Origin of the sequence: Streptomyces vilmorinianum (genome assembly GCF_005517195.1) — a bacterium.
GTDB lineage: Bacteria > Actinomycetota > Actinomycetes > Streptomycetales > Streptomycetaceae > Streptomyces > Streptomyces vilmorinianum.
In genome coordinates this window covers 1,693,752-1,712,136 of record NZ_CP040244.1, presented here as the reverse complement: position 1 = coordinate 1,712,136, position 18,385 = coordinate 1,693,752, and the positions used below count along the sequence as shown (strand labels likewise).

Here is an 18,385-nt window from a genome sequence, read left to right as displayed (position 1 = left end):
CTCGCCATGCGTCTCGGACTCGCCCTCGGCTACTGGGGACGCGGCCCCTCCCCCGCCCACCTCGACCTCGCCCGTGAGGCCGAGCGGCTCGGGTACGACTCCGTGTGGACGGCCGAGGCGTGGGGCTCCGACGCGTTCACGGCGCTCACCTGGATCGCCGCGCACACCTCACGTATCAGGCTCGGGACCGCCGTCGCGCAGATGGCCGCCCGGACGCCCACCGCCACCGCGATGCACGCGCTCACGCTCGACCACCTCTCCGGTGGGCGGATGATGCTCGGGCTCGGGCTGTCCGGGCCGCAGGTCGTCGAGGGGTGGTACGGCCGGCCCTTCCCCCGCTCGCCGCTGACCGCGACCCGCGAGTACGTGGACGTCATCCGGCAGGTCCTGCGCCGCGAGGGACCCGTCGTGCTCGACGGGCGGTTCCACTCCCACCCGTACGCCGGAGAGGACGGCACGGGGCTCGGGAAGGCGCTCAAGCCCATCACGCACCCCCTCCGCGCGGACCTCCCCGTCCTCCTCGGCGCCGAAGGACCGAAGAACATCGCGCAGACCGTCGAGATCGCCGACGGCTGGCTGCCGCTCTACTGGTCCCCGACGCGGTACGAGGAGGTGTACGGGCTCCCCGCGGCCCTGCCGCCCGGCTTCCTGGTCGCGCCCATGGTCCGCGCCCGGCTCTGCGAGGACGTCGGCGAGGGGCTGCTGCCCGTCAAGGCGATGCTCGGCTTCTACATCGGCGGCATGGGGCCGAACAACACGCGTGCGCAGCACTCCACCAGGGGTGGTGGTCGGGCGACGGGCGGGCGCAACTTCCACGCCGATCTGATGGGGCGTATGGGATACGAGTCCGAGGCCCGGCACATCCAGGAGCTGTTCGCGGCCGGGCGGCGCGAGGAGGCGGTGCTCGCCGTGCCGGACGCCTTCGCGGACGAGATCTCGCTCGTCGGGCCGAGGGAGCGGATCGCCGAACGGCTGGACGCGTGGCGCAAGGGCCCGGTCACCGACCTGCTGGTCACGGCGCCGGACCCCGCCACCCTCCGCGTCCTCGCGGAGCTCAACTCCTGAGGAGCCAGAGGCAACCATTCCCCCGCCGGCGGCGACACGGAGGCGAACGATCCCCCACAGGAACGGAAGCCATCGTGAGCAACCACAGACGCAGGACGAAGCTGGTGGCCGGCATCCCGCCGGCCCTGGGAGCCGCGGCGGCCCTGGCCTACGGCGATGTCCTCAGCGTGTTCGGCGAGGACGCGCTGCCCGAGGCGTCGGCCGCCACCGCCCCCGCCTGGGCGACCGACACCGCCGACGGCTTCGCCTCGGCCGGGTCTACGTCACCGACTCGTACGTCATCGGCAACGTCGACCTCGTCTTCGGCGGGGCCACCGCCGTCATCGACCGGTCCGTCCTCACCCTGAAGAAGCGCTGGGACGGCACCTCGGCCGGGTACGTCACCGCGCCCTCCACGCCCGCCGGCATGAAGGGCTTCCTCACAACCGCTCCGTCGTGAACGGTGACGTGTCCGCCGGCAGCTTCTTCCTCGGCCGGCCCTGGCACGCGGGCGGCGACGCGACCCTGGACCCGCAGACCACCGTCCGCGACTCCACGCTCGGCGCGGCGGTCAAGGCCCGTCCCTGGACGGACATGGGCGGCTTCTCGTGGAAGGACGACCGGTTCGCCGAGTACCGGAACACCGGCGCAGGGGCGGGCACGGCGAGCGGCGACCGTCCGCAGCTGACGGACGCCCAGGCCGCCGCCCAGGAGGTCCGGGACTGGCTCGGGGACTGGAACCCGACGGCCGCCTCATGACGTACGTCCGGGCGCGGCTCAGCCGCCGGGCCGGGCCGCGCTCGGGTCACCCGCAGCAGTCGGGCTCCAGGCCCCTCGGCAGCCGTTCCCCGCCGAAGACCGCCACCGTCGCCTCGTCGCCGCCCAGCGCCGCCACGGCGAGCAGCAGCGAGCCGGCCGTCCAGGTCGTGAGCTCCTCGGGCCACACGGCCTTGTTGCCCTCGAAGACGTACCCGGTCCAGTACATGCCGCCCTCGGCGCGCAGGTGCTGGACGGACTGGAGGATGTCCAGGGCCCGGTCGGACTCGCCCGTCACCCAGAGCGCGAGGGCGAGCTCGCAGCTCTCGCCGCCGGTCACCCACGGGTTGGGCAGGACGCACCGTACGCCGAGTCCGGGGACCACGAAGTCGTCCCAGTGCGCGTCGATCCGGGCCGTCGCGGCCGGGCCGGTCAGCGCGCCGCCGAGGATCGGGTAGTACCAGTCCATCGAGTAGCGGGACTTGTCGAGGAAGCGCTCGGGGTGGCTGCGGATCGCGTGCCCGAGGGCGCCCGCCGCCAGCTCCCAGTCGGGCTGGGGCTCTTCGCGCTCGTCGGCGATGGCGAGCGCGCAGCGCAGCGCCTGGTGGATCGACGAACTCCCGGTGAGCAGGGCGTCGTTCACCGGCGTGCCGTCGGCCTCGCGCTTCCAGCCGATCTGGCCGCCCGGCTGCTGCAGCGCGAGGACGAACTCGACGGCCGCGTAGACGACGGGCCACATCCGGTCGAGGAAGGCGTCGTCGCCGGTGGCCAGGTAGTGGTGCCACACGCCGACGGCGATGTACGCGACGAAGTTGGTCTCCCGGCCCCGGTCGGTGACGTTCGCCGGGTCGCCGTCGTGGTACGCGGCGTACCAGGAGCCGTCGGCGTTCTGGTGCCGGGCCAGCCACGCGTAGGCGCGGGCGGCCGCGGCGTGCTCGCCTGCCGTGTCCAGGGCCATGGCGGCCTCGGTGTGGTCCCAAGGGTCGAGGTGGTGGCCCCGGAACCACGGGATCGCCCCGTCCTCGCGCTGGACGGCGAGTATCCCGGCGACGGTCTCGGCGGCCTGCTCGGCGGTCAGGACCCCGGGCAGGACGAGGTGTTCCGCGATCCGCTCGGGGCTCGTCACGCCTCCGCCTTCGGCAGGTGCGGCTTGGTCGCGTACGCCACGAAGCTCTTGCCGACGACGGGGTTGAGCAGCTGTTCGGCGACTCGGGTCAGGGCGGGCTTCTTCATGATGTCCCAGACCAGGAGCTTGTGGTACGCCCGTACCGGCAGCGCCTTGTCGTTGTCCACGCCGAAGGCGCACTTCAGCCACCAGTACGGCGAGTGCAGCGCGTGCGCGTGGTGGGTGCCGTACGGCCTCAGGCCGGCCTGGCGGATCTTGGCCAGGAGCTCGTCCGCCTTGTAGATGCGGATGTGGCCGCCCTCGACCTCGTGGTACGCGTCGGAGAGCGCCCAGCAGACCTTCTCGGGGCCGTAGCGCGGGACGGTGATGGCGATCCGGCCGCCCGGCTTCAGGACGCGGACCATCTCGGCGAGCACGCCCTTGTCGTCGGGGATGTGCTCCATGACCTCGGAGATGATCACGACGTCGAAGGACTCGTCGGGGAAGGGCAGGTTCAGCGCGTCGCCCTCCATCGCGGTGGCGGTCGCGCCGGCCGGGGCCTCGCCCGCCTCCTTCATCGCCGCGAACCACTTGGCGACCTCGCGGATCTCCTCGCCGTTCTGGTCGAGGGCCACGACCTGGGCGCCGCGCCGGTAGCACTCGAAGGCGTGCCGGCCCGCACCGCAGCCCAGGTCGAGCACGCGGTCGCCGGGGGCGAGCGGGAAGCGGGTGAAGTCGACGGTCAGCACGAGGTCTGCCCTTCCGGGTGGGTGGCGGTACGGGGGTGGGGGTGCGGGTGGGGCGTGGACGAGGCCGTCACCGGCGGGCCCCCTGGCGGGCGATTGCCTCGCGGTAGAGGTCCGCGGTGCCCTGGGCCGCGCGCGCCCAGGTGAAGTTCGCCAGGACCCGTGCGCGCCCCGCGGCGCCCAGGCGGGTCCGCAGCTCCGCGTCGCCGAGCAGCCGGCCGAGCGCCGCGGCCAGGGCGCCCGCGTCGCCCGTGGGCACGGCCAGGCAGGTCTCGCCGTCGGGCCCCGCGACCTCGGGGATCGCGCCGCCGGTGGTGGCGACGAGCGGGGTGCCGGTGGCCATGGCCTCGGCGGCAGGCAGCGAGAACCCTTCGTACAGCGACGGCACGCAGGAGACCTGGGCGGAGCGCACGAGGTCGACGAGCTCGGCGTCCGTGATCCCCTTGACGAACTCGACGGCGTCCTCGAGTCCGTACCGTTCGATGGCCCGCGCGACCGGTCCGTCCTCGGCGCGCTTGCCGACGACGACGAGGTGGGCGGCCGGGTTCTCGGTGCGGAGCTTGGCGAGCGCCTCGACGAGGTGGATCAGGCCCTTGAGGGGGACGTCCGCGCTGGAGGTGGTGACGATCCGTCCGGGGATCTCGGCGACGGACGGATCGGGGGACCACAGGTCGGTGTCGGCACCGATGTGGACGACCCGGATGCGGTCGTCGCGTACGCCGAGGTGGTCGACGATCTCCTGGCGGGAGGAGCCGGAGACGGTCAGCACGGACGGCAGGCGGCGGGCGACCCGCTTCTGCATGCGGGTGAAGGCGTACCAGCGGCGGACGGAGGCGCGGCGCTTCCAGTCGGCGGCGGCGTCGAGTTCGAGCTGCCGGTCGACGGTGATGGGGTGGTGGATCGTGGTGACGAGCGGGGCGCCGATCGCGCCGGGGCCGCCCAGGAGTCCGTAGCCCAGGGTCTGGTTGTCGTGGACGACGTCGAAGTCGCCGCGGCGGGCGGCGAGCATGCGCCGGGCCCGCAGGGAGAAGGTGAGCGGTTCGGGGAAGCCGCCGGTCCACATGGTGGCGACCTCGAGGGCGTCGATCCAGTCGCGGTACTCGTCGCGCTTGGGCGTACGGAAGGGGTCCGGCGAGCGGTAGAGGTCGAGGCTGGCGAGCTCGGTGAGCGGGACGCCCTCGTCGAGGACGGGGTACGGCTGCGAGCCGATGACCTCGACGTGGTGGCCGAGGCGGGCGAGCTCGCGCGAGAGGTGCCGGACATAGACACCCTGACCGCCGCAGAAGGGGTTTCCCTTGTACGTGAGGAGAGCGATCCGCAACGGACCGTCACCGTCGCCCGGGGCGCTCGGGGCGGCGCCCCGGCGGGGGCCTGCTTCTATGGCCTCAGCGGTCACTCGCGGCCCCCTTCGAGCTTGCGTTTCGCGGGAGCGTAACCGCTCGCGCTAATCTAGAACAAGTTTCAGACTTGATCGTTCTTGATCGTTCAAGGAGCACTGAATCTACCGGCAGGTAGTCCCGCTGTAAGAGCCGGATCAGGTGATTCGCGCCACGGCGGGAGCCCGGCCATACTGTCGCTCCCCTACCGCACGCACACCGCACGTCCACCGCACGGAACGGGACTCCATGACCGCGGAAGACAGACCCGCCTCGCCGCCCCTGACAGAGCGCCAGGAGGCGCGCCGTCGCCGCATTCTGCACGCCAGCGCGCAGCTCGCCGGGCGGGGCGGATTCGACGCCGTACAGATGCGTGAGGTCGCCGAGGCGGCCGGGGTGGCGCTGGGCACGCTGTACCGCTACTTCCCCTCCAAGATCCACCTGCTGGTCGCGACGATGCAGGACCAGCTCCAGCACATGCACACCACGCTGCGGAAGCACCCACCGGCGGGCGAGAACGCGGCGGAGCGGGTGGCGGAGACGCTGATGCGGGCGTTCCGGGCGCTCCAGCGCGAGCCGCAGCTCGCGGACGCGATGGTGCGGGCGCTGACGTTCGCGGACCGGAGCGTGAGCCCCGAGGTGGACACGGTCTCGCGGCTGACGACGGCGATCATCCTGGACGCGATGGGGCTCGAGCACCCGACGCCGCAGCAGCTGTCGGCGGTGCGGGTGATCGAGCACACCTGGCACTCGGCGCTGATCACCTGGCTGTCGGGGCGGGCCTCGATCGCACAGGTGAAGATCGACATCGAGACCGTCTGCCGGCTGATCGACCTGACGGCGCCCGAGCCCGTCGGAGGACCCGGGCGCGCCTGACCGCCCTCGGATCAGGACTTCCTGGATCAGGACTTCCTGGGTCAGGACTTCTTGTTCTTCTCCAGGTCGGCCTTGAACAGGGCCTCGCACTCGGCGCCGGTCTCGTTGGCGACGAACATCACCAGCTTCACGGGGCCGGCGCTGTGGTTGCTGGCCTTCACCTGCCAGTTGCTCTTGGCGAGGGTCTTGATCGTCGAGCCGTTCTGGTCGAGGCTCTGCCCCTCCTTCCAGCCGCCCTTGGTCAGCGTCGCGAGCGTGTCCGTGTAGGACTTCTTCGGGTCCGCGGCCTTCTCGGCGTCGGCCGTCCAGGTGACCATGCAGGCCTTCAGCTCGGCCGGGACCGCGTCGCCGGAGGCGTCCTGCGTGAAGCCCGCGGCCGTGGCGGCGTCCGTGATCTCCTTGGTCACCGCGGCCGCGTCCAGGTCGCCGCCGCCGGTCTCCGCACCGCCCCCGGTGGAACCGGCCGAGGAGCCGGCGGACGAGCCGCCGCCCTTGTTCTTGCCCGAGCCGCCGGAGCCGCCCGAGCCGCCCTCGCCGCAGCCCGCGACCAGCAGCACCACACCAGCGGCCGCGGCCACCCACATCGCCTTGCGCACAACTCTCCCAATTCCGGGCGCACGAAGGCCCTTTGCCCCCGTGATCAAGGGAGTAGTTTTGCACGTGGAAACTAGTCCTCGGGCGGGAAGACCGGCTCCCCGCCGTCGAGGAGGGTGATGAGGATGGCCTCCACGGGGCATCCCTCGGCCGCCGCGAGCACGTTCTCGTTCGCGTCGGACTCCGGTTCACGCGGGTGCGACTGACGGGCCGTGTCGAGACGGAAGCCGTCCGGGGCGTGGTTGACGCACATGCCGGAGCCGATGCACACCCCCCGGTCGACCTCCACGTGCCAGCGGTCGCCCATCACGCACCACCCGGGCCCTCGTACCCGGCCGGCAGGTGGACCATCTTGTGCTCCATGTACTCCCCGAAGCCCTCCGGGCCGAACTCCCGCCCCAGACCGGAGCTCTTGTAGCCGCCGAACGGTCCGAGCATGTCCAGGCTGAAGGTGTTGACGTTGAATGTGCCCGTCCGCACCTGGCGGGCGAAGTCGATGCCGTGCTCCACGTCCCCGGTCCAGACGCTGCCGCTCAGCCCGTAGTCGGAGTCGTTCGCGATCCGGAGCGCCTCGCTCTCCTCCCCGTACGGGAGAAGGCAGATGACCGGCCCGAAGATCTCCTCGCGGGCGATCCGCATGGTGTTGTCGACGCTTCCGAAGAGGGTGGGCTCGACGTACCAGCCGCGGTCGAGTCCGGCCGGACGGCCGCCGCCCGTCAGGATCTTGGCGCCTTCCTCCTGGCCCAGCCTGATGTAGTCGAGCGAACGCTGCTGCTGGCGTCGGGCGACCAGCGGGCCGACCTGGGTCGCCGGGTCGAGCGGGTCGCCGACCACCAGGGCGCCCGCGGCCGCGGCGAACGCCTCGGCGATCTCGTCGTACCGGCTGCGCGGCGCGAGGATACGGGTCTGGGCGACGCACGCCTGGCCGTTGTTCATCCAGGCGGCCGGCACGATCCCGGCGACGGCCGTGGCCACGTCGGCGTCGGGCAGGATCACGGCCGCGGACTTCCCGCCGAGTTCGAGGGTGACGCGGGTGAGGTTGCGGGAGGCGACCTCCATCACGCGCTTTCCGGCCGCGACCGATCCGGTGAAGGAGACCTTGTCGATGCCGGGGTGTCCCACCAGGTACTCGCTGGTCTCGCGGTCGGCGGGCAGGATGGACAGGACCCCTTCGGGGAGCCCGGCCTCGGTCGCGATCTCGGCGAGGATGTACGAGTCGAGCGGGGACTCGGGCGACGGCTTGAGCACCACCGTGCAGCCGGCGAGGAGGGCGGGCCCGAGCTTGGCGGCCGCGGTGAACTGCGGGACGTTCCACGGGACGACCGCGGCGACCACGCCCACCGGCTCGCGCCGCACCAGGATCGGCCCGAGGACACCGGCGCGCCGCCCCTCGTACGGGAAGTCGCGCGCGACGGTGATGGCCGCGTCCCAGACCATCATGGCGCCGAGGGCCTGGGCGAGCACGCTCCAGGAGTACGGGGAGCCGTTCTGCGCGCTGATCGAGCGGGCGATCTCCTCGTGGCGTACGGCGATGGCGTCCTTGATCCGGGTGACGACCTCGATCCGCTCCTCGACCGTCATCCGGGGCCAGGGCCCCTGGTCGAAGGCCTTGCGGGCGGCGGCGACGGCCCGGTCGACATCGGCCTGGGAGGCGTGCGGCACGCGGCCGATGACCTCCTCGGTGTGGGGCGAGATCACCTCGATGACGTCGCTGCCGAGCGGATCGGTCAACTCCCCGCCGATGAACAGCTTTCCGTGCTCCACAAGCTCGGTCATGCCTGCTGCCTCCCGCGCGTCGCGATATCCGGCCCGGCGTGCGTTATCTGACGCCGCATCAGAACTGATACCAGTTCCAGTCGCAGGAGTCCACGGGAAGGACCCGTCCTGAAGATCGACTTCGTGCGCACGGAACGGCCACAGAACCTCGACACGGCCGGGATAGCGTGATCGGCTCCAGGACGGACTCCGACGGGAGACGCATGAAGCGTGGCGGGAGCGGTGGGCGCCTGGCGGCCGGCGCGGCCGTGCTGACGCTGGCCATGTGCGCAGGCGTGGGGGCCGCGTTCGCGACGCTGGACGACGACGGCGTGACGGTGGACACCCAGGTCGCGCAGCCCCCGACCAGGGACGAGATGGTCCGCTCCTGGAGCGATCTCCTCACCCGGCACGGAGAGCGGATGCCCGACACCTCCACGATGAGCGACGAGGAGATCGAGCAGGGCTGGTTCCGGGACCGCGTCAGGCTCACGGACCGGCGGCCGACGACATGGGCGTCAACGTGTGCGCCTTCTGGCATTCCCGGCTCTTCGAGCCGGACTGCTGGTAGCCGCGCCCCATCAGCCCGACCGGTCCGTCCGGTCCGCCCGGTCCGCCCGGTCCGGCTGACGCTCAGTCCAAACCCTTTGCAGGGAAGTAGACTTGGGCGACCATTGGAACGCGTTCCAGTAATCGTGGTGATCGAGCGGCCGGAATCGGGGAATCGATGACGCAGGTGACCGAACACGGCGGAGGCGTCTGGTCGATCCAGGTCCCCATCCCCGACAACCCGCTCGGGCACACCCTGGTCCACCTCCTCGACACCGACCGCGGCCCCGTCCTCGTCGACACCGGCTGGGACGACCCCGCCTCCTGGAGCGAACTCGGCGCGGGACTCGCCGCGTTGGGCACGTCCGTACGGGACGTCCACGGGGTCGTCATCACCCACCACCACCCCGACCACCACGGCCTGTCGGGCAAGGTCCGCGAGGAGTCCGGCGCGTGGATCGCGATGCACTCCGCCGACACCGCCGTCGTCCGCCGCACGCGCGAGTCCGAGCCCGGCGCCTGGCTCGACTACCTCGCCCGCAAACTGGCCGCCGTCGGCGCCCCCGAGGAGCACACCGCCCCGCTCCTCGCCGCCCGCTCGGCCGGCCGGATGCGCACCCTGCCCGGACTGCGCTCCGCCCTCCCCGACCGCGAGATCGTCCCCGGCGAACTCCTCGACCTCGCGGGACGGCGACTGCGCGCGATCTGGACCCCCGGCCACACACCCGGCCATGTCTGCCTCCACCTGGAGGAGGAGCACCCCGCGCGACTGCCCGGCCGCGGCCGCCTCTTCTCCGGCGACCACCTGCTGCCCGGGATCTCCCCGCACATCGGCCTCTACGAGGACCCGGACGACGCGACCGTCACCGACCCCCTCGGCGACTACCTGGACTCGCTGGAGCGCATCGGACGCCTGGGCGTGGCCGAGGTGCTCCCCGCCCACCAGTACGCGTTCGCGGACGCCGCCGGCCGGGTCCGGGAGCTGCTCGACCACCACGAGGAGCGGCTGACCGGACTGCTCGCCCTGCTCGCTGCCGCCCCGCTCACCCCGTGGCAGCTCGCCGAGCGCATGGAGTGGAACCGCCCCTGGGAGCAGATCCCGTACGGCTCCCGGAACATCGCGGTCAGCGAGGCCGAGGCCCATGTGCGCCGCCTGGTGAAGCTGGGCCGCGCGGAGGCCGTGGCGGGCACGGACCCGGTCGCGTACGTCGCAGTGTGAGGCCGCTCCCACCCACGGGGCGTGGGGGGTACGGGCCGGTAGAGTGTGCGAGTCGTCATCACACCCGTACGGGGGGAAGCCGGTGCAAATCCGGCACTGACCCGCAACCGTGAGCCACCCCTGGTGGTCAGTCGGAATGCCCCGCCCGGGACGTGACCGCCGGCACCGTCGAGGAATACGGAGCCGAGCCTGGTGCCTTGAGCGTGCCGGTGCCCGGCCGCAGGAGAGGCCAGCACGCATGATCACCGTCCGCCGCGGCGCCGCCGCGTTCGCCGCCGCCGCCGTGCTCTGCACCGGCCTGGCCCCCGCCGCGACCGCCGCGCCCTCCCCGTCCGCCACCCCCGCGCCCGTGATCCCCTCCGGTCTCTACGGCACGAAGGACCCGACGTACGACGGCGTGTGGCGCCAGTCGGTCGCCCTCATCGCGCAGACGACCAGCGGAGTGCAGCCCGCCGAGCAGGCCGTGACCTGGCTGCGGGAGCAGCAGTGCGACAGCGGCGCCTTCGCCTCGTACCGGCCCGACCCCACCAAGCCCTGCGACCCGGCCACGATGCTGGACACCAACGCCACGGCCGTCGCCGTCCAGGCCCTCACCGGGGCCAGGCCGCGCAGTGCCGACCCCGAGGCGCAGGCCCGGGCCGCCACGGCCGGCGCGGGCTGGCTCAAGGGCGTGCAGAACAAGGACGGCGGCTGGGGCTACAACCCCGGCAGCCCCAGCGACGCCAACTCCACCTCGATCGTGATCAGCGCGCTCACCGCGCTCGGCGAGAAGCCGGGCGAGGTGAAGTCCGCCGAGGGCAGGACCCCGTACGACGCGCTGCTCGGCCTCGCCCTGCCCTGCTCCGCCAAGGACGGGGCGGGCGCGTTCGCGTACCAGCCCGACAAGAACGGCACGCTGCTCGCGAACGCCGACGCCACCGCGGCCGCCACGCTCGCCGGGCTCGGCAAGGGCATCACCGCGCGCGGGGTGAAGCCCGAGCAGACCCCCACCTGCACGGACCTGCCCAAGCCCACAGCGAACCGGGTCGCGCTCAACGGGGCCTCCTACCTGGCCGCCGCGCTGGCGAAGACCGGCCACCTGAACACTCCGCCGATGCCGGGCGCCGCCGACCCGACCGAGCTGCCCGACTACGGCAACACCGCGGACGCCGTCGTCGCGCTGGCCGCGACCGGCGCCACCAAGGAGGCGGCCGGGGCGCTGACCTGGCTGCAGCAGAACTCCGCGGCCTGGGCCAAGGAGGGCGGCCCCGCCGCCTGGGCCCAGCTGATCTTCGCCGCGAACGCCATGGGCGTGGACCCGCGCGCCTTCGGCTCGGTCGACCTCCTCAAGGAGCTGGGCGCCACCGGTCCCGCGCCGCAGAGCTCGCCGTCCGCCACCGCCTCGGCGAGCGAGAAGAAGGACGAGGGCTCCGGCTCCTTCGACCTGTGGTGGATCATCGGCATCGGCATGGTCGTCGGCGTCGGGATCGGCTTCCTGTTGAGCGGGCGCAAGAAGTGAGGGCCAGAGTCGTCGGCGCGGCGGCGGGCGTGGTCCTCACGCTGGCCGCCGCGTCTCCCGCGCAGGCCGGCGGATACCGGTACTGGTCGTTCTGGGAGAGCGACGGCGGCGGGAACTGGGCGTACGCGACGCAGGGCCCGGCGACCGCCCGGCCCGCGGACGGGGACGCGATCGGCTTCCGCTTCGCGGTCAGCGAGGACACGAGCGACGCCTCGCGGCCCGGCGCCGCCCCCGACTTCACGGCGCTCTGCTCCGGTACGGAGCGGAAGGCGGGCACCAAGCGGGTCGCGGTCGTCGTCGACTTCGGCTCGGCGGCGGACGCCCCGCAGGGCGAGACCCCGCCCGACCCGGCACGGAAGACCGGCTGCGCGCAGGTCCGCGAGGACGCGACGGCGGCGGAGGCGCTGGCCGCGGTGGCGAAACCGCTGCGGTACGACAGCGCGGCGCTGCTGTGCGGGATCGCGGGGTACCCGGCGAAGGGCTGCGGCGAGCAGGTGGCGGAGACCGACTCCGGCGCGAATCCCACGGCCGCGGCCACGGTCACGGCCACGGCCACCAAGGTGGCGGACGTCGACGGCGACGGGGGTCCCTCCGCCGGGATCGTCGTGGGCGGGGCGGCCGTACTCGCGCTGGGCGGCGCCGCGATCTGGAAGGCGCGCCGCCGCGCATGATCCGTGCCCCCGAGGCGAACCGCTCCAACGCGCTGCACGCGGGCGCCTGGTGGCTCTGGGCGCTGGGGCTGGCCGTGGCCGCCTCCCGTACCACCAACCCGCTGCTGCTCGGCCTGATCGTCGGCGTCGCCGGCTATGTCGTCGCCGCCCGCCGCACGGACGCCCCCTGGGCGCGTTCGTACGGGGCGTTCGTGAAGCTGGGCCTGTTCGTGGTGGCCCTGCGGGTGGTCTTCTCGGTGGTCCTCGGCTCGTCGATCCCGGGAACGCACGAGCTGTTCACCCTGCCCGAGGCACCGCTGCCCGAGTGGGCGCAGGGCGTGCGGATCGGCGGCCGGGTCACGGCGGAACAGGTGGTCTTCGCGCTGTACGACGGGGCCAAGCTGGCGACCCTGCTGATCTGCGTGGGCGCGGCGAACGCGCTCGCCAACCCGGCGCGGTTGCTCAAGTCGCTGCCGGGCGCGCTGTACGAGGCCGGGGTGGCCGTCGTCGTGGCGATGACCTTCGCGCCGAACATGGTGGCCGACGTGGTGCGGCTGCGCACGGCCCGGCGGCTGCGGGGGCGGCCGACGGGCGGGGTGCGGGCGGTGCTGCAGATCGGCCTTCCGGTCCTGGAGGGCGCGCTGGAGCGCTCGATCGCGGTGGCGGCGTCGATGGACGCGCGCGGATACGGGCGTACGGCCCAGGTGCCGGCGGCCGTGCGGCGGACGACGAACGTGCTGACGCTGGGCGGGCTGCTCGGGGTGTGCGCGGGCTCGTACGGTCTGCTGGCGGCGCAGGGCGCGGGGTACGGGCTGCCGCTGGTGGTCGCCGGTCTGGTCGCGGCGATGGCCGGGCTGCGGCTCGGCGGGCGCCGTGCGGTACGGAGCCGGTACCGGCCGGACCGGTGGGGGGTGCGGGCGTGGCTGGTGGCCGGCTCTGGGGTGGTGGTGGCGGCGCTGATGATCTGGGCGAACAGCTACGCGTACGAGGCGCTGCATCCCGGGGTCGTTCCGCTGGAGGCGCCGGAACTTCCGGTGTGGCCCGCCGTGTCGTTGCTGGTGGGCCTGGTGCCCGCGTTCGTCGCCCCTGTGCCGAAGGAGTCCGCGTGATCCGGTTCGAGAACGTCTCCGTGAGCTACGGGGAGGCCGGCGAACCCACCCTGCGGGACGTGAACCTGACCGTCCCGGAGGGCGAACTCGTCCTCCTCGTCGGCCCGTCGGGCGTCGGCAAGTCGACGCTGCTCGGCGCGGTGTCCGGGCTCGTCCCGCACTTCACGGGCGGGACGCTGACGGGCCGGGTCACGGTCGCGGGCCGCGACACGCGGACGCACAAGCCGCGCGAACTGGCGGACGTGGTCGGCACGGTCGGCCAGGATCCGCTCGCGCACTTCGTCACGGACACGGTCGAGGACGAGCTGGCGTACGGGATGGAGTCCCTGGGCCTGGCGCCGGAGGTGATGCGGCGCCGGGTGGAGGAGACCCTGGACCTGCTGGGCCTGGCGGAGCTCCGCGACCGGCCGATCGCGACGCTCTCCGGGGGCCAGCAGCAGCGGGTGGCGATCGGCTCGGTGCTGACCCCGCACCCCAAGGTCCTGGTCCTCGACGAGCCGACGTCCGCGCTCGACCCGGCGGCGGCGGAGGACGTCCTGGCAGTCCTGCAGCGCCTGGTCCACGACCTCGGAACGACGGTCCTGATGGCCGAGCACCGTCTGGAGCGCGTGGTCCAGTACGCGGACCAGGTGATCCTGCTGCCGGACGGGGCCATGGGGCCGCCCGCTGAGATCATGTCCGTCTCCCCGGTCCACCCACCGGTGGTGGCCCTGGGCCGCGTGGCGGGCTGGTCCCCCCTGCCCATGACGGTCCGCGACGCCCGACGCCGGTCGGGCGACCTGCGGGTCCGCCTGGAGGCCCGGCTGCGGGAGGGTGGCCCTGCGGGGCTCCTCCCCCACCCCGCCCCTTCCCGTAACCGGGGGCTCCGCCCCCAGACCCCCGCGCCTCAATCGCCGGCGGGGCTGAATGTGCGCGAAGCTACCGCCCAGCGGGGCCCGAGGGAGCCCGCGACGCCGGACAGCCAACCCCAGCGGGACGTAGCACCGGGGGCACCCGCAGAGCCGGACACCCAACCCGCGCGGCGCGAAGCCACCGCCCAGCCGGGCCCGGAATCACCCACCGGCCCGGATGCCGACCCCGCGCGGCGCGAAGCCACCGCCCAGCCGGGCCCGGAAACACCCACCGACCCGGATGCCCACCCCGCGCGGCGCGAAGCCACCGCCCAGCCGGGCCCGGAAACACCCACCGACCCGGATGCCCACCCCGCGCGGCGCGAAGCCACCGCCCAGCCGGGCCGGGAGGCACTCGCGAGGCCGAACGCCCAACCCCCCCGGCGCGAAGCTGCCGCTCAGCGGGGGCCGGGGGCGGCAGCCCCCGGACATCAACCGTCCACCAGCCCCCGGCAGCCCGCGGCGGAGCCGCCGATGGATGCTGCGGGGAAGGGGCGGGGTGGGGGAATTTCCCGGTTCTGGCGGCGGCCCCGCCCAGACGGGCCCGCCCCCACCGACGCGCTCGTCGACGTCCGTGCCCTCGGCGTCCGGCGTGGACGTGTCGAGGCGCTGCGGCGCGTCGACCTGACCGTCCGGGCCGGCGAGACCGTCGCCCTCATGGGCCGCAACGGCGCCGGGAAGTCGACGTTGCTCAGCGCGCTCGTCGGGATGGTCGAGCCCACCTCCGGCAGCGTTCTCGTCCGCGGCCGCGTCCCCCACCGCACCGACCCCCGCGAGCTGATCCGCCACGTGGGTCTCGTACCGCAGGAGCCCCGCGACCTCCTCTACGCGGACACGGTCACGGCCGAGTGCGCCGCCGCCGACGCGGACGCGTCCGCCGTGCCCGGGACCTGCCGGGCCCTGGTGTCCGAGCTGCTGCCGGGCGTGGCGGACGACACCCACCCCCGCGACCTGTCCGAAGGGCAGCGCCTCGCGCTCGCGCTCGCCGTCGTCCTCACCGGACGCCCCCCGCTCCTGCTCCTCGACGAGCCCACCCGCGGTCTCGACTACGCGGCCAAGGCCCGTCTCGTCGCGCATCTGCGCGAGCTCGCCGCCGCCGGCCATGCCATCGTGCTCGCCACGCACGACGTGGAGCTCGCCGCCGAGCTGGCGCACCGGGTCGTGATCCTCGCGGGCGGCGAGGTCGTCGCGGACGGACCGACCGCCGAGGTCGTCGTCTCCTCCCCCGCCTTCTCCCCCCAGGTCGCCAAGATCCTCGCCCCGCAGCCGTGGCTCACCGTCGAGCAGGTCGCCGCGGCGCTCCGGGAGGCGCCGTGACGTCCCGCCCCGTCCGGCTCGGGCCGCGCTCGGTCGCCGCGCTCGTCCTGATCTCGGTGATGGGTGTCATGGCGTTCGGCTGGCCGCTGCTCGCGGACTCCTCGGCGGCCGTCACCTCGCACGCCGCCGACGCCCCCTGGCTCTTCGCCGCCCTCCTCCCTCTGCTGGTCGCCGTCGTCGTCGCGACCATCTCGGACAGCGGCATGGACGCGAAGGCGGTGGCGATGCTGGGAGTCCTGGCCGCCGTGGGAGCGGCGCTGCGGCCGCTGGGCGCCGGGACGGCCGGTCTGGAGCCGATGTTCTTCCTGATGGTGCTGAGCGGCCGGGTCCTCGGCCCGGGGTTCGGGTTCGTCCTCGGGTCGGTGACGATGTTCGCGTCCGCCCTGCTCACGGGTGGGGTGGGCCCGTGGATGCCGTTCCAGATGCTGTCGATGGGCTGGTTCACGATGGGCGCGGGTCTGCTCCCTGGCCCGGAGCGGCTGCGGGGCCGGGCGGAGCTGCTGATGCTCGCCGCGTACGGCTTCGTGGCGGCGTTCGCGTACGGCACGATCATGAACCTGTACGGCTGGGCGATCGTCCCCGGTCTGGCCTCGGGCGTCTCCTTCGTGGCGGGCGATCCGGTGCACGAGAACCTGGCCCGGTTCGTCGCGTACGTCCTCGCCACCTCCCTCGGCTGGGACCTCGGCCGCGCCGCGCTCACCGTCGTTCTCACCCTCACCGTCGGCGGGACGCTCCTCAAGGCGCTCCGGCGGGCCACGCGGCGTGCGAACTTCGAGGCCCAGGTCACATTCGAGGCCCCGGAAGAGGCCCCCCACGGTGAGGCGCCCCACAGGACCTAAGTCACGTACTAACCGGAATAGGAGGGGTTCAGATCCTCCCAAATCACCCCATAGATGGCCTCTACCTGCGAAAACGTCATTGTTACGGACATCGGGACGTTCGCCGTCGGTTCGATGTCGCCTCGTACACGGGGTCGTTGCATCGCCGTATCGGTCCTGCTTCTCTGGTGGACGTCGCCAGGCCGCTGCCGCACAGCGCAGCGCCTCGGGCAGGCCGATTCCCCCAGTCTCCGGGACCCCCGGGCTCTGGTTCCGGCTTGCCTGAAACGCCCGGCGCACCCCGTGTCCCCGACGTTAGGTGCTTACGTGTTCCGCTCCATCGCCACTCGTGTCTCCACCCACAAGAAGACCTTCGCCGCCTCCGCAGCCGTGCTGCTGGGCGCCTCGGGTGCCGTGCTGGGTACGACGGGTACGGCCTCGGCCGCCACCCCGCAGGAGATCGCCCGACAGATCGTGCCGGCGTCGCAGTACGCGGCGTTCAGCAAGATCGTCGAGCACGAGTCCGGTTGGAACCACACCGCCACCAACTCCTCCAGCGGCGCCTACGGCCTGGTCCAGGCCCTGCCGGCCTCGAAGATGGCCTCGGCCGGCTCCGACTGGAAGACCAACCCGGCCACGCAGATCAAGTGGGGCCTGAACTACATGAACGAGCGCTACGGCTCCCCGAACGCCGCCTGGAACTTCTGGCAGGCCAACGGCTGGTACTAAGAGTCACCGCCGGCAGCCCACGCAAGGCCCCGCCCTCCTTCCGGAGGGGCGGGGCCTGCGGCGTTTCTCAGGCGCCGCGCAGCATGAGGGCGTGCGACCGGAGGTCGTCGAGCACCCGGAACCCCCGCCCACCCTCGTCTACAGCCGCTGGATGATGGTTCCGGTCGCCAGCGCCCCGCCCGCGCACATCGTGATCAGCGCGAACTCCCTGTCCGTACGCTCCAGTTCGTGCAGGGCGGTGGTGATCAGCCGCGCACCCGTGGCGCCCACCGGATGCCCGAGGGCGATCCCGCCACCGTTGACGTTGACCTTCTCCAGGTCCTGATCGAAGACCTGCGCCCAGCTCAACACCACCGACGCGAACGCCTCGTTGATCTCGACGAGGTCGATGCCCCTGAGCGACATCCCGGCCTTGCCGAGGACGGCGCGGGTCGCGTCGACGGGCCCGTCGAGATGGAAGTGCGGGTCGGCGCCGACCAGGGCCTGGGCGACGATCCGGGCGCGGGGGCGGAGTTTGAGGGCGCGGGCCATGCGCTTGGACGCCCACATGATCGCGGCGGCGCCGTCGGAGATCTGGGAGGAGTTGCCCGCGGTGTGGACGGCGGTCGGCATGACGGGCTTGAGCCGGGCGAGCGCCTCCATGCTCGTGTCGCGCAGGCCCTCGTCCCGGTCGACGAGCCGCCACATGCCCTGCCCCGCGGCCTGCTCCTCCTCGGTGGTCGGGACCTGGACGGCGAAGGTCTCGCGCTTGAAGCGCTCCTCGGACCAGGCGATCGCGGCCCGCTCCTGGGAGAGCAGGCCGAGCGAGTCGACCCGTTCGCGGGTGAGACCGCGGCGCCGGGCGATGCGCTCGGCGGCCTCGAACTGGTTGGGCAGGTCGACGTTCCACTCGTCCGGCCAGGGCTTTCCGGGCCCGTGTTTGGAACCGGAGCCGAGCGGGACCCGCGACATGGCCTCGACACCGCAGCTGATGCCGACGTCGATGACCCCGGAGGAGATCATGTTGGCGACCATGTGGCTCGCCTGCTGCGAGGAGCCGCACTGGCAGTCGACGGTGGTGGCGGCGGTCTCGTAGGGAAGTCCCATGGTGAGCCAGGCGTTGCGCGCCGGGTTCATGGACTGCTCGCCGGCGTGGGTGACCGTACCGCCGACGATCTGCTCGACGCAGTCGGCGGGGATGCCGGTGCGACCGAGGAGTTCACGGTAGGTCTCGCCCAGCAGATAGGCGGGGTGCAGATTGGCGAGCGCGCCTCCGCGCTTGCCGATGGGGGTGCGTACGGCTTCGACGATGACGGGTTCCGCGGCCATGAGCTCGTCCTCTCCTCGCCCGGGCGGGGTGTCCCGGCACTCCGCG

The 18,385-nt window shown here is 73.0% G+C and carries 17 protein-coding genes, 1 pseudogene and 1 riboswitch; of the genes and pseudogenes, 11 read left to right on the top strand and 7 right to left on the bottom strand.

Features of this window, described 5'->3' with window-relative positions:
• Positions 1–6 precede the first annotated feature (6 nt).
• The 3 genes and pseudogenes from FDM97_RS07970 to FDM97_RS07960 all read left to right on the top strand — a co-directional run.
• Entirely contained in the window at positions 7–1,065 is a 1,059-nt protein-coding gene (locus tag FDM97_RS07970; protein WP_137989550.1) for an LLM class F420-dependent oxidoreductase, read from the top strand.
• Positions 1,066–1,139: 74 nt separating this feature from the next.
• Positions 1,140–1,412, top strand: coding sequence for a hypothetical protein (locus tag FDM97_RS07965; RefSeq protein WP_137989549.1), 273 nt, complete (start codon positions 1,140–1,142; stop codon positions 1,410–1,412).
• Positions 1,310–1,803, top strand: a pseudogene (locus tag FDM97_RS07960) (pectinesterase family protein); the annotation flags it as partial. The gene FDM97_RS07965 and the pseudogene FDM97_RS07960, both read left to right, overlap by 103 nt.
• A gap of 46 nt (positions 1,804–1,849) precedes the next feature.
• Here FDM97_RS07960 and FDM97_RS07955 read toward each other — a convergent pair.
• The 3 genes from FDM97_RS07955 to FDM97_RS07945 all read right to left on the bottom strand — a co-directional run bounded on the left by FDM97_RS07955 (position 1,850) and on the right by FDM97_RS07945 (position 5,047).
• Positions 1,850–2,926 carry a prenyltransferase gene (locus tag FDM97_RS07955; RefSeq protein ID WP_137989548.1) on the bottom strand — a complete coding sequence of 359 codons (1,077 nt, stop codon included), beginning with the start codon at positions 2,924–2,926 and terminating at the stop codon, positions 1,850–1,852.
• On the bottom strand, positions 2,923–3,654 hold the full coding sequence (locus FDM97_RS07950) for a class I SAM-dependent methyltransferase (RefSeq protein ID WP_137989547.1): 732 nt from the start codon (positions 3,652–3,654) through the stop codon (positions 2,923–2,925). The genes FDM97_RS07955 and FDM97_RS07950 overlap by 4 nt, the downstream gene beginning before the upstream one ends.
• A 67-nt stretch (positions 3,655–3,721) precedes the next feature.
• Positions 3,722–5,047, bottom strand: a complete 1,326-nt coding sequence (locus FDM97_RS07945) for a glycosyltransferase family 4 protein (RefSeq protein WP_137989546.1) — start codon at positions 5,045–5,047, stop codon at positions 3,722–3,724.
• A gap of 229 nt (positions 5,048–5,276) precedes the next feature.
• Between FDM97_RS07945 and FDM97_RS07940 the strand changes: the two genes are divergently transcribed.
• Positions 5,277–5,903, top strand: coding sequence for a TetR family transcriptional regulator (locus FDM97_RS07940; protein ID WP_137989545.1), 627 nt, complete (start codon positions 5,277–5,279; stop codon positions 5,901–5,903).
• Between the two features lie 41 nt (positions 5,904–5,944).
• On the opposite strand, the gene FDM97_RS07935 is transcribed toward FDM97_RS07940, so the two are convergent.
• The 3 genes from FDM97_RS07935 to FDM97_RS07925 all read right to left on the bottom strand — a co-directional run bounded on the left by FDM97_RS07935 (position 5,945) and on the right by FDM97_RS07925 (position 8,273).
• Positions 5,945–6,487 carry a hypothetical protein gene (locus FDM97_RS07935; RefSeq protein WP_254705905.1) on the bottom strand — a complete coding sequence of 181 codons (543 nt, stop codon included), beginning with the start codon at positions 6,485–6,487 and terminating at the stop codon, positions 5,945–5,947.
• Between the two features lie 83 nt (positions 6,488–6,570).
• Positions 6,571–6,804: a ferredoxin gene (locus tag FDM97_RS07930; RefSeq protein WP_137989543.1), complete on the bottom strand. Its 234-nt coding sequence runs from the start codon at positions 6,802–6,804 to the stop codon at positions 6,571–6,573.
• A complete protein-coding gene (locus tag FDM97_RS07925) occupies positions 6,804–8,273 on the bottom strand; it encodes an aldehyde dehydrogenase (RefSeq protein WP_137989542.1) in 1,470 nt (489 codons plus the stop codon). The genes FDM97_RS07930 and FDM97_RS07925 overlap by 1 nt, the downstream gene beginning before the upstream one ends.
• Before the next feature lie 706 nt (positions 8,274–8,979).
• Between FDM97_RS07925 and FDM97_RS07920 the strand changes: the two genes are divergently transcribed.
• The 7 genes from FDM97_RS07920 (at position 8,980) to FDM97_RS07890 (ending at position 17,031) form a co-directional block, all read left to right on the top strand.
• Positions 8,980–10,020, top strand: coding sequence for an MBL fold metallo-hydrolase (locus tag FDM97_RS07920; RefSeq protein ID WP_137989541.1), 1,041 nt, complete (start codon positions 8,980–8,982; stop codon positions 10,018–10,020).
• A 19-nt stretch (positions 10,021–10,039) separates the two neighbouring features.
• A riboswitch (cobalamin riboswitch) is annotated at positions 10,040–10,198 on the top strand.
• 60 nt (positions 10,199–10,258) lie between these two features.
• Positions 10,259–11,518, top strand: coding sequence for a terpene cyclase/mutase family protein (locus FDM97_RS07915; RefSeq protein ID WP_175439060.1), 1,260 nt, complete (start codon positions 10,259–10,261; stop codon positions 11,516–11,518).
• The gene (locus FDM97_RS07910; RefSeq protein WP_137989540.1) at positions 11,515–12,189 is read left to right on the top strand and encodes an SCO2322 family protein; all 675 of its coding nucleotides are present in this window, start codon (positions 11,515–11,517) and stop codon (positions 12,187–12,189) included. The genes FDM97_RS07915 and FDM97_RS07910 overlap by 4 nt, the downstream gene beginning before the upstream one ends.
• Positions 12,186–13,277, top strand: coding sequence for an energy-coupling factor transporter transmembrane component T (locus tag FDM97_RS07905; RefSeq protein WP_137989539.1), 1,092 nt, complete (start codon positions 12,186–12,188; stop codon positions 13,275–13,277). The genes FDM97_RS07910 and FDM97_RS07905 overlap by 4 nt, the downstream gene beginning before the upstream one ends.
• Complete coding sequence (locus FDM97_RS07900) at positions 13,274–15,484, top strand: ATP-binding cassette domain-containing protein (protein WP_137989538.1); 2,211 nt, start codon at positions 13,274–13,276, stop codon at positions 15,482–15,484. The genes FDM97_RS07905 and FDM97_RS07900 overlap by 4 nt, the downstream gene beginning before the upstream one ends.
• The gene (locus FDM97_RS07895; protein ID WP_254705531.1) at positions 15,481–16,323 is read left to right on the top strand and encodes an ECF transporter S component; all 843 of its coding nucleotides are present in this window, start codon (positions 15,481–15,483) and stop codon (positions 16,321–16,323) included. The genes FDM97_RS07900 and FDM97_RS07895 overlap by 4 nt, the downstream gene beginning before the upstream one ends.
• A gap of 306 nt (positions 16,324–16,629) precedes the next feature.
• The gene (locus FDM97_RS07890; protein WP_137989537.1) at positions 16,630–17,031 is read left to right on the top strand and encodes an aggregation-promoting factor C-terminal-like domain-containing protein; all 402 of its coding nucleotides are present in this window, start codon (positions 16,630–16,632) and stop codon (positions 17,029–17,031) included.
• Between the two features lie 138 nt (positions 17,032–17,169).
• On the opposite strand, the gene FDM97_RS07885 is transcribed toward FDM97_RS07890, so the two are convergent.
• Entirely contained in the window at positions 17,170–18,339 is a 1,170-nt protein-coding gene (locus tag FDM97_RS07885) for a steroid 3-ketoacyl-CoA thiolase (RefSeq protein ID WP_137989536.1), read from the bottom strand.
• Positions 18,340–18,385: the final 46 nt, after the last annotated feature.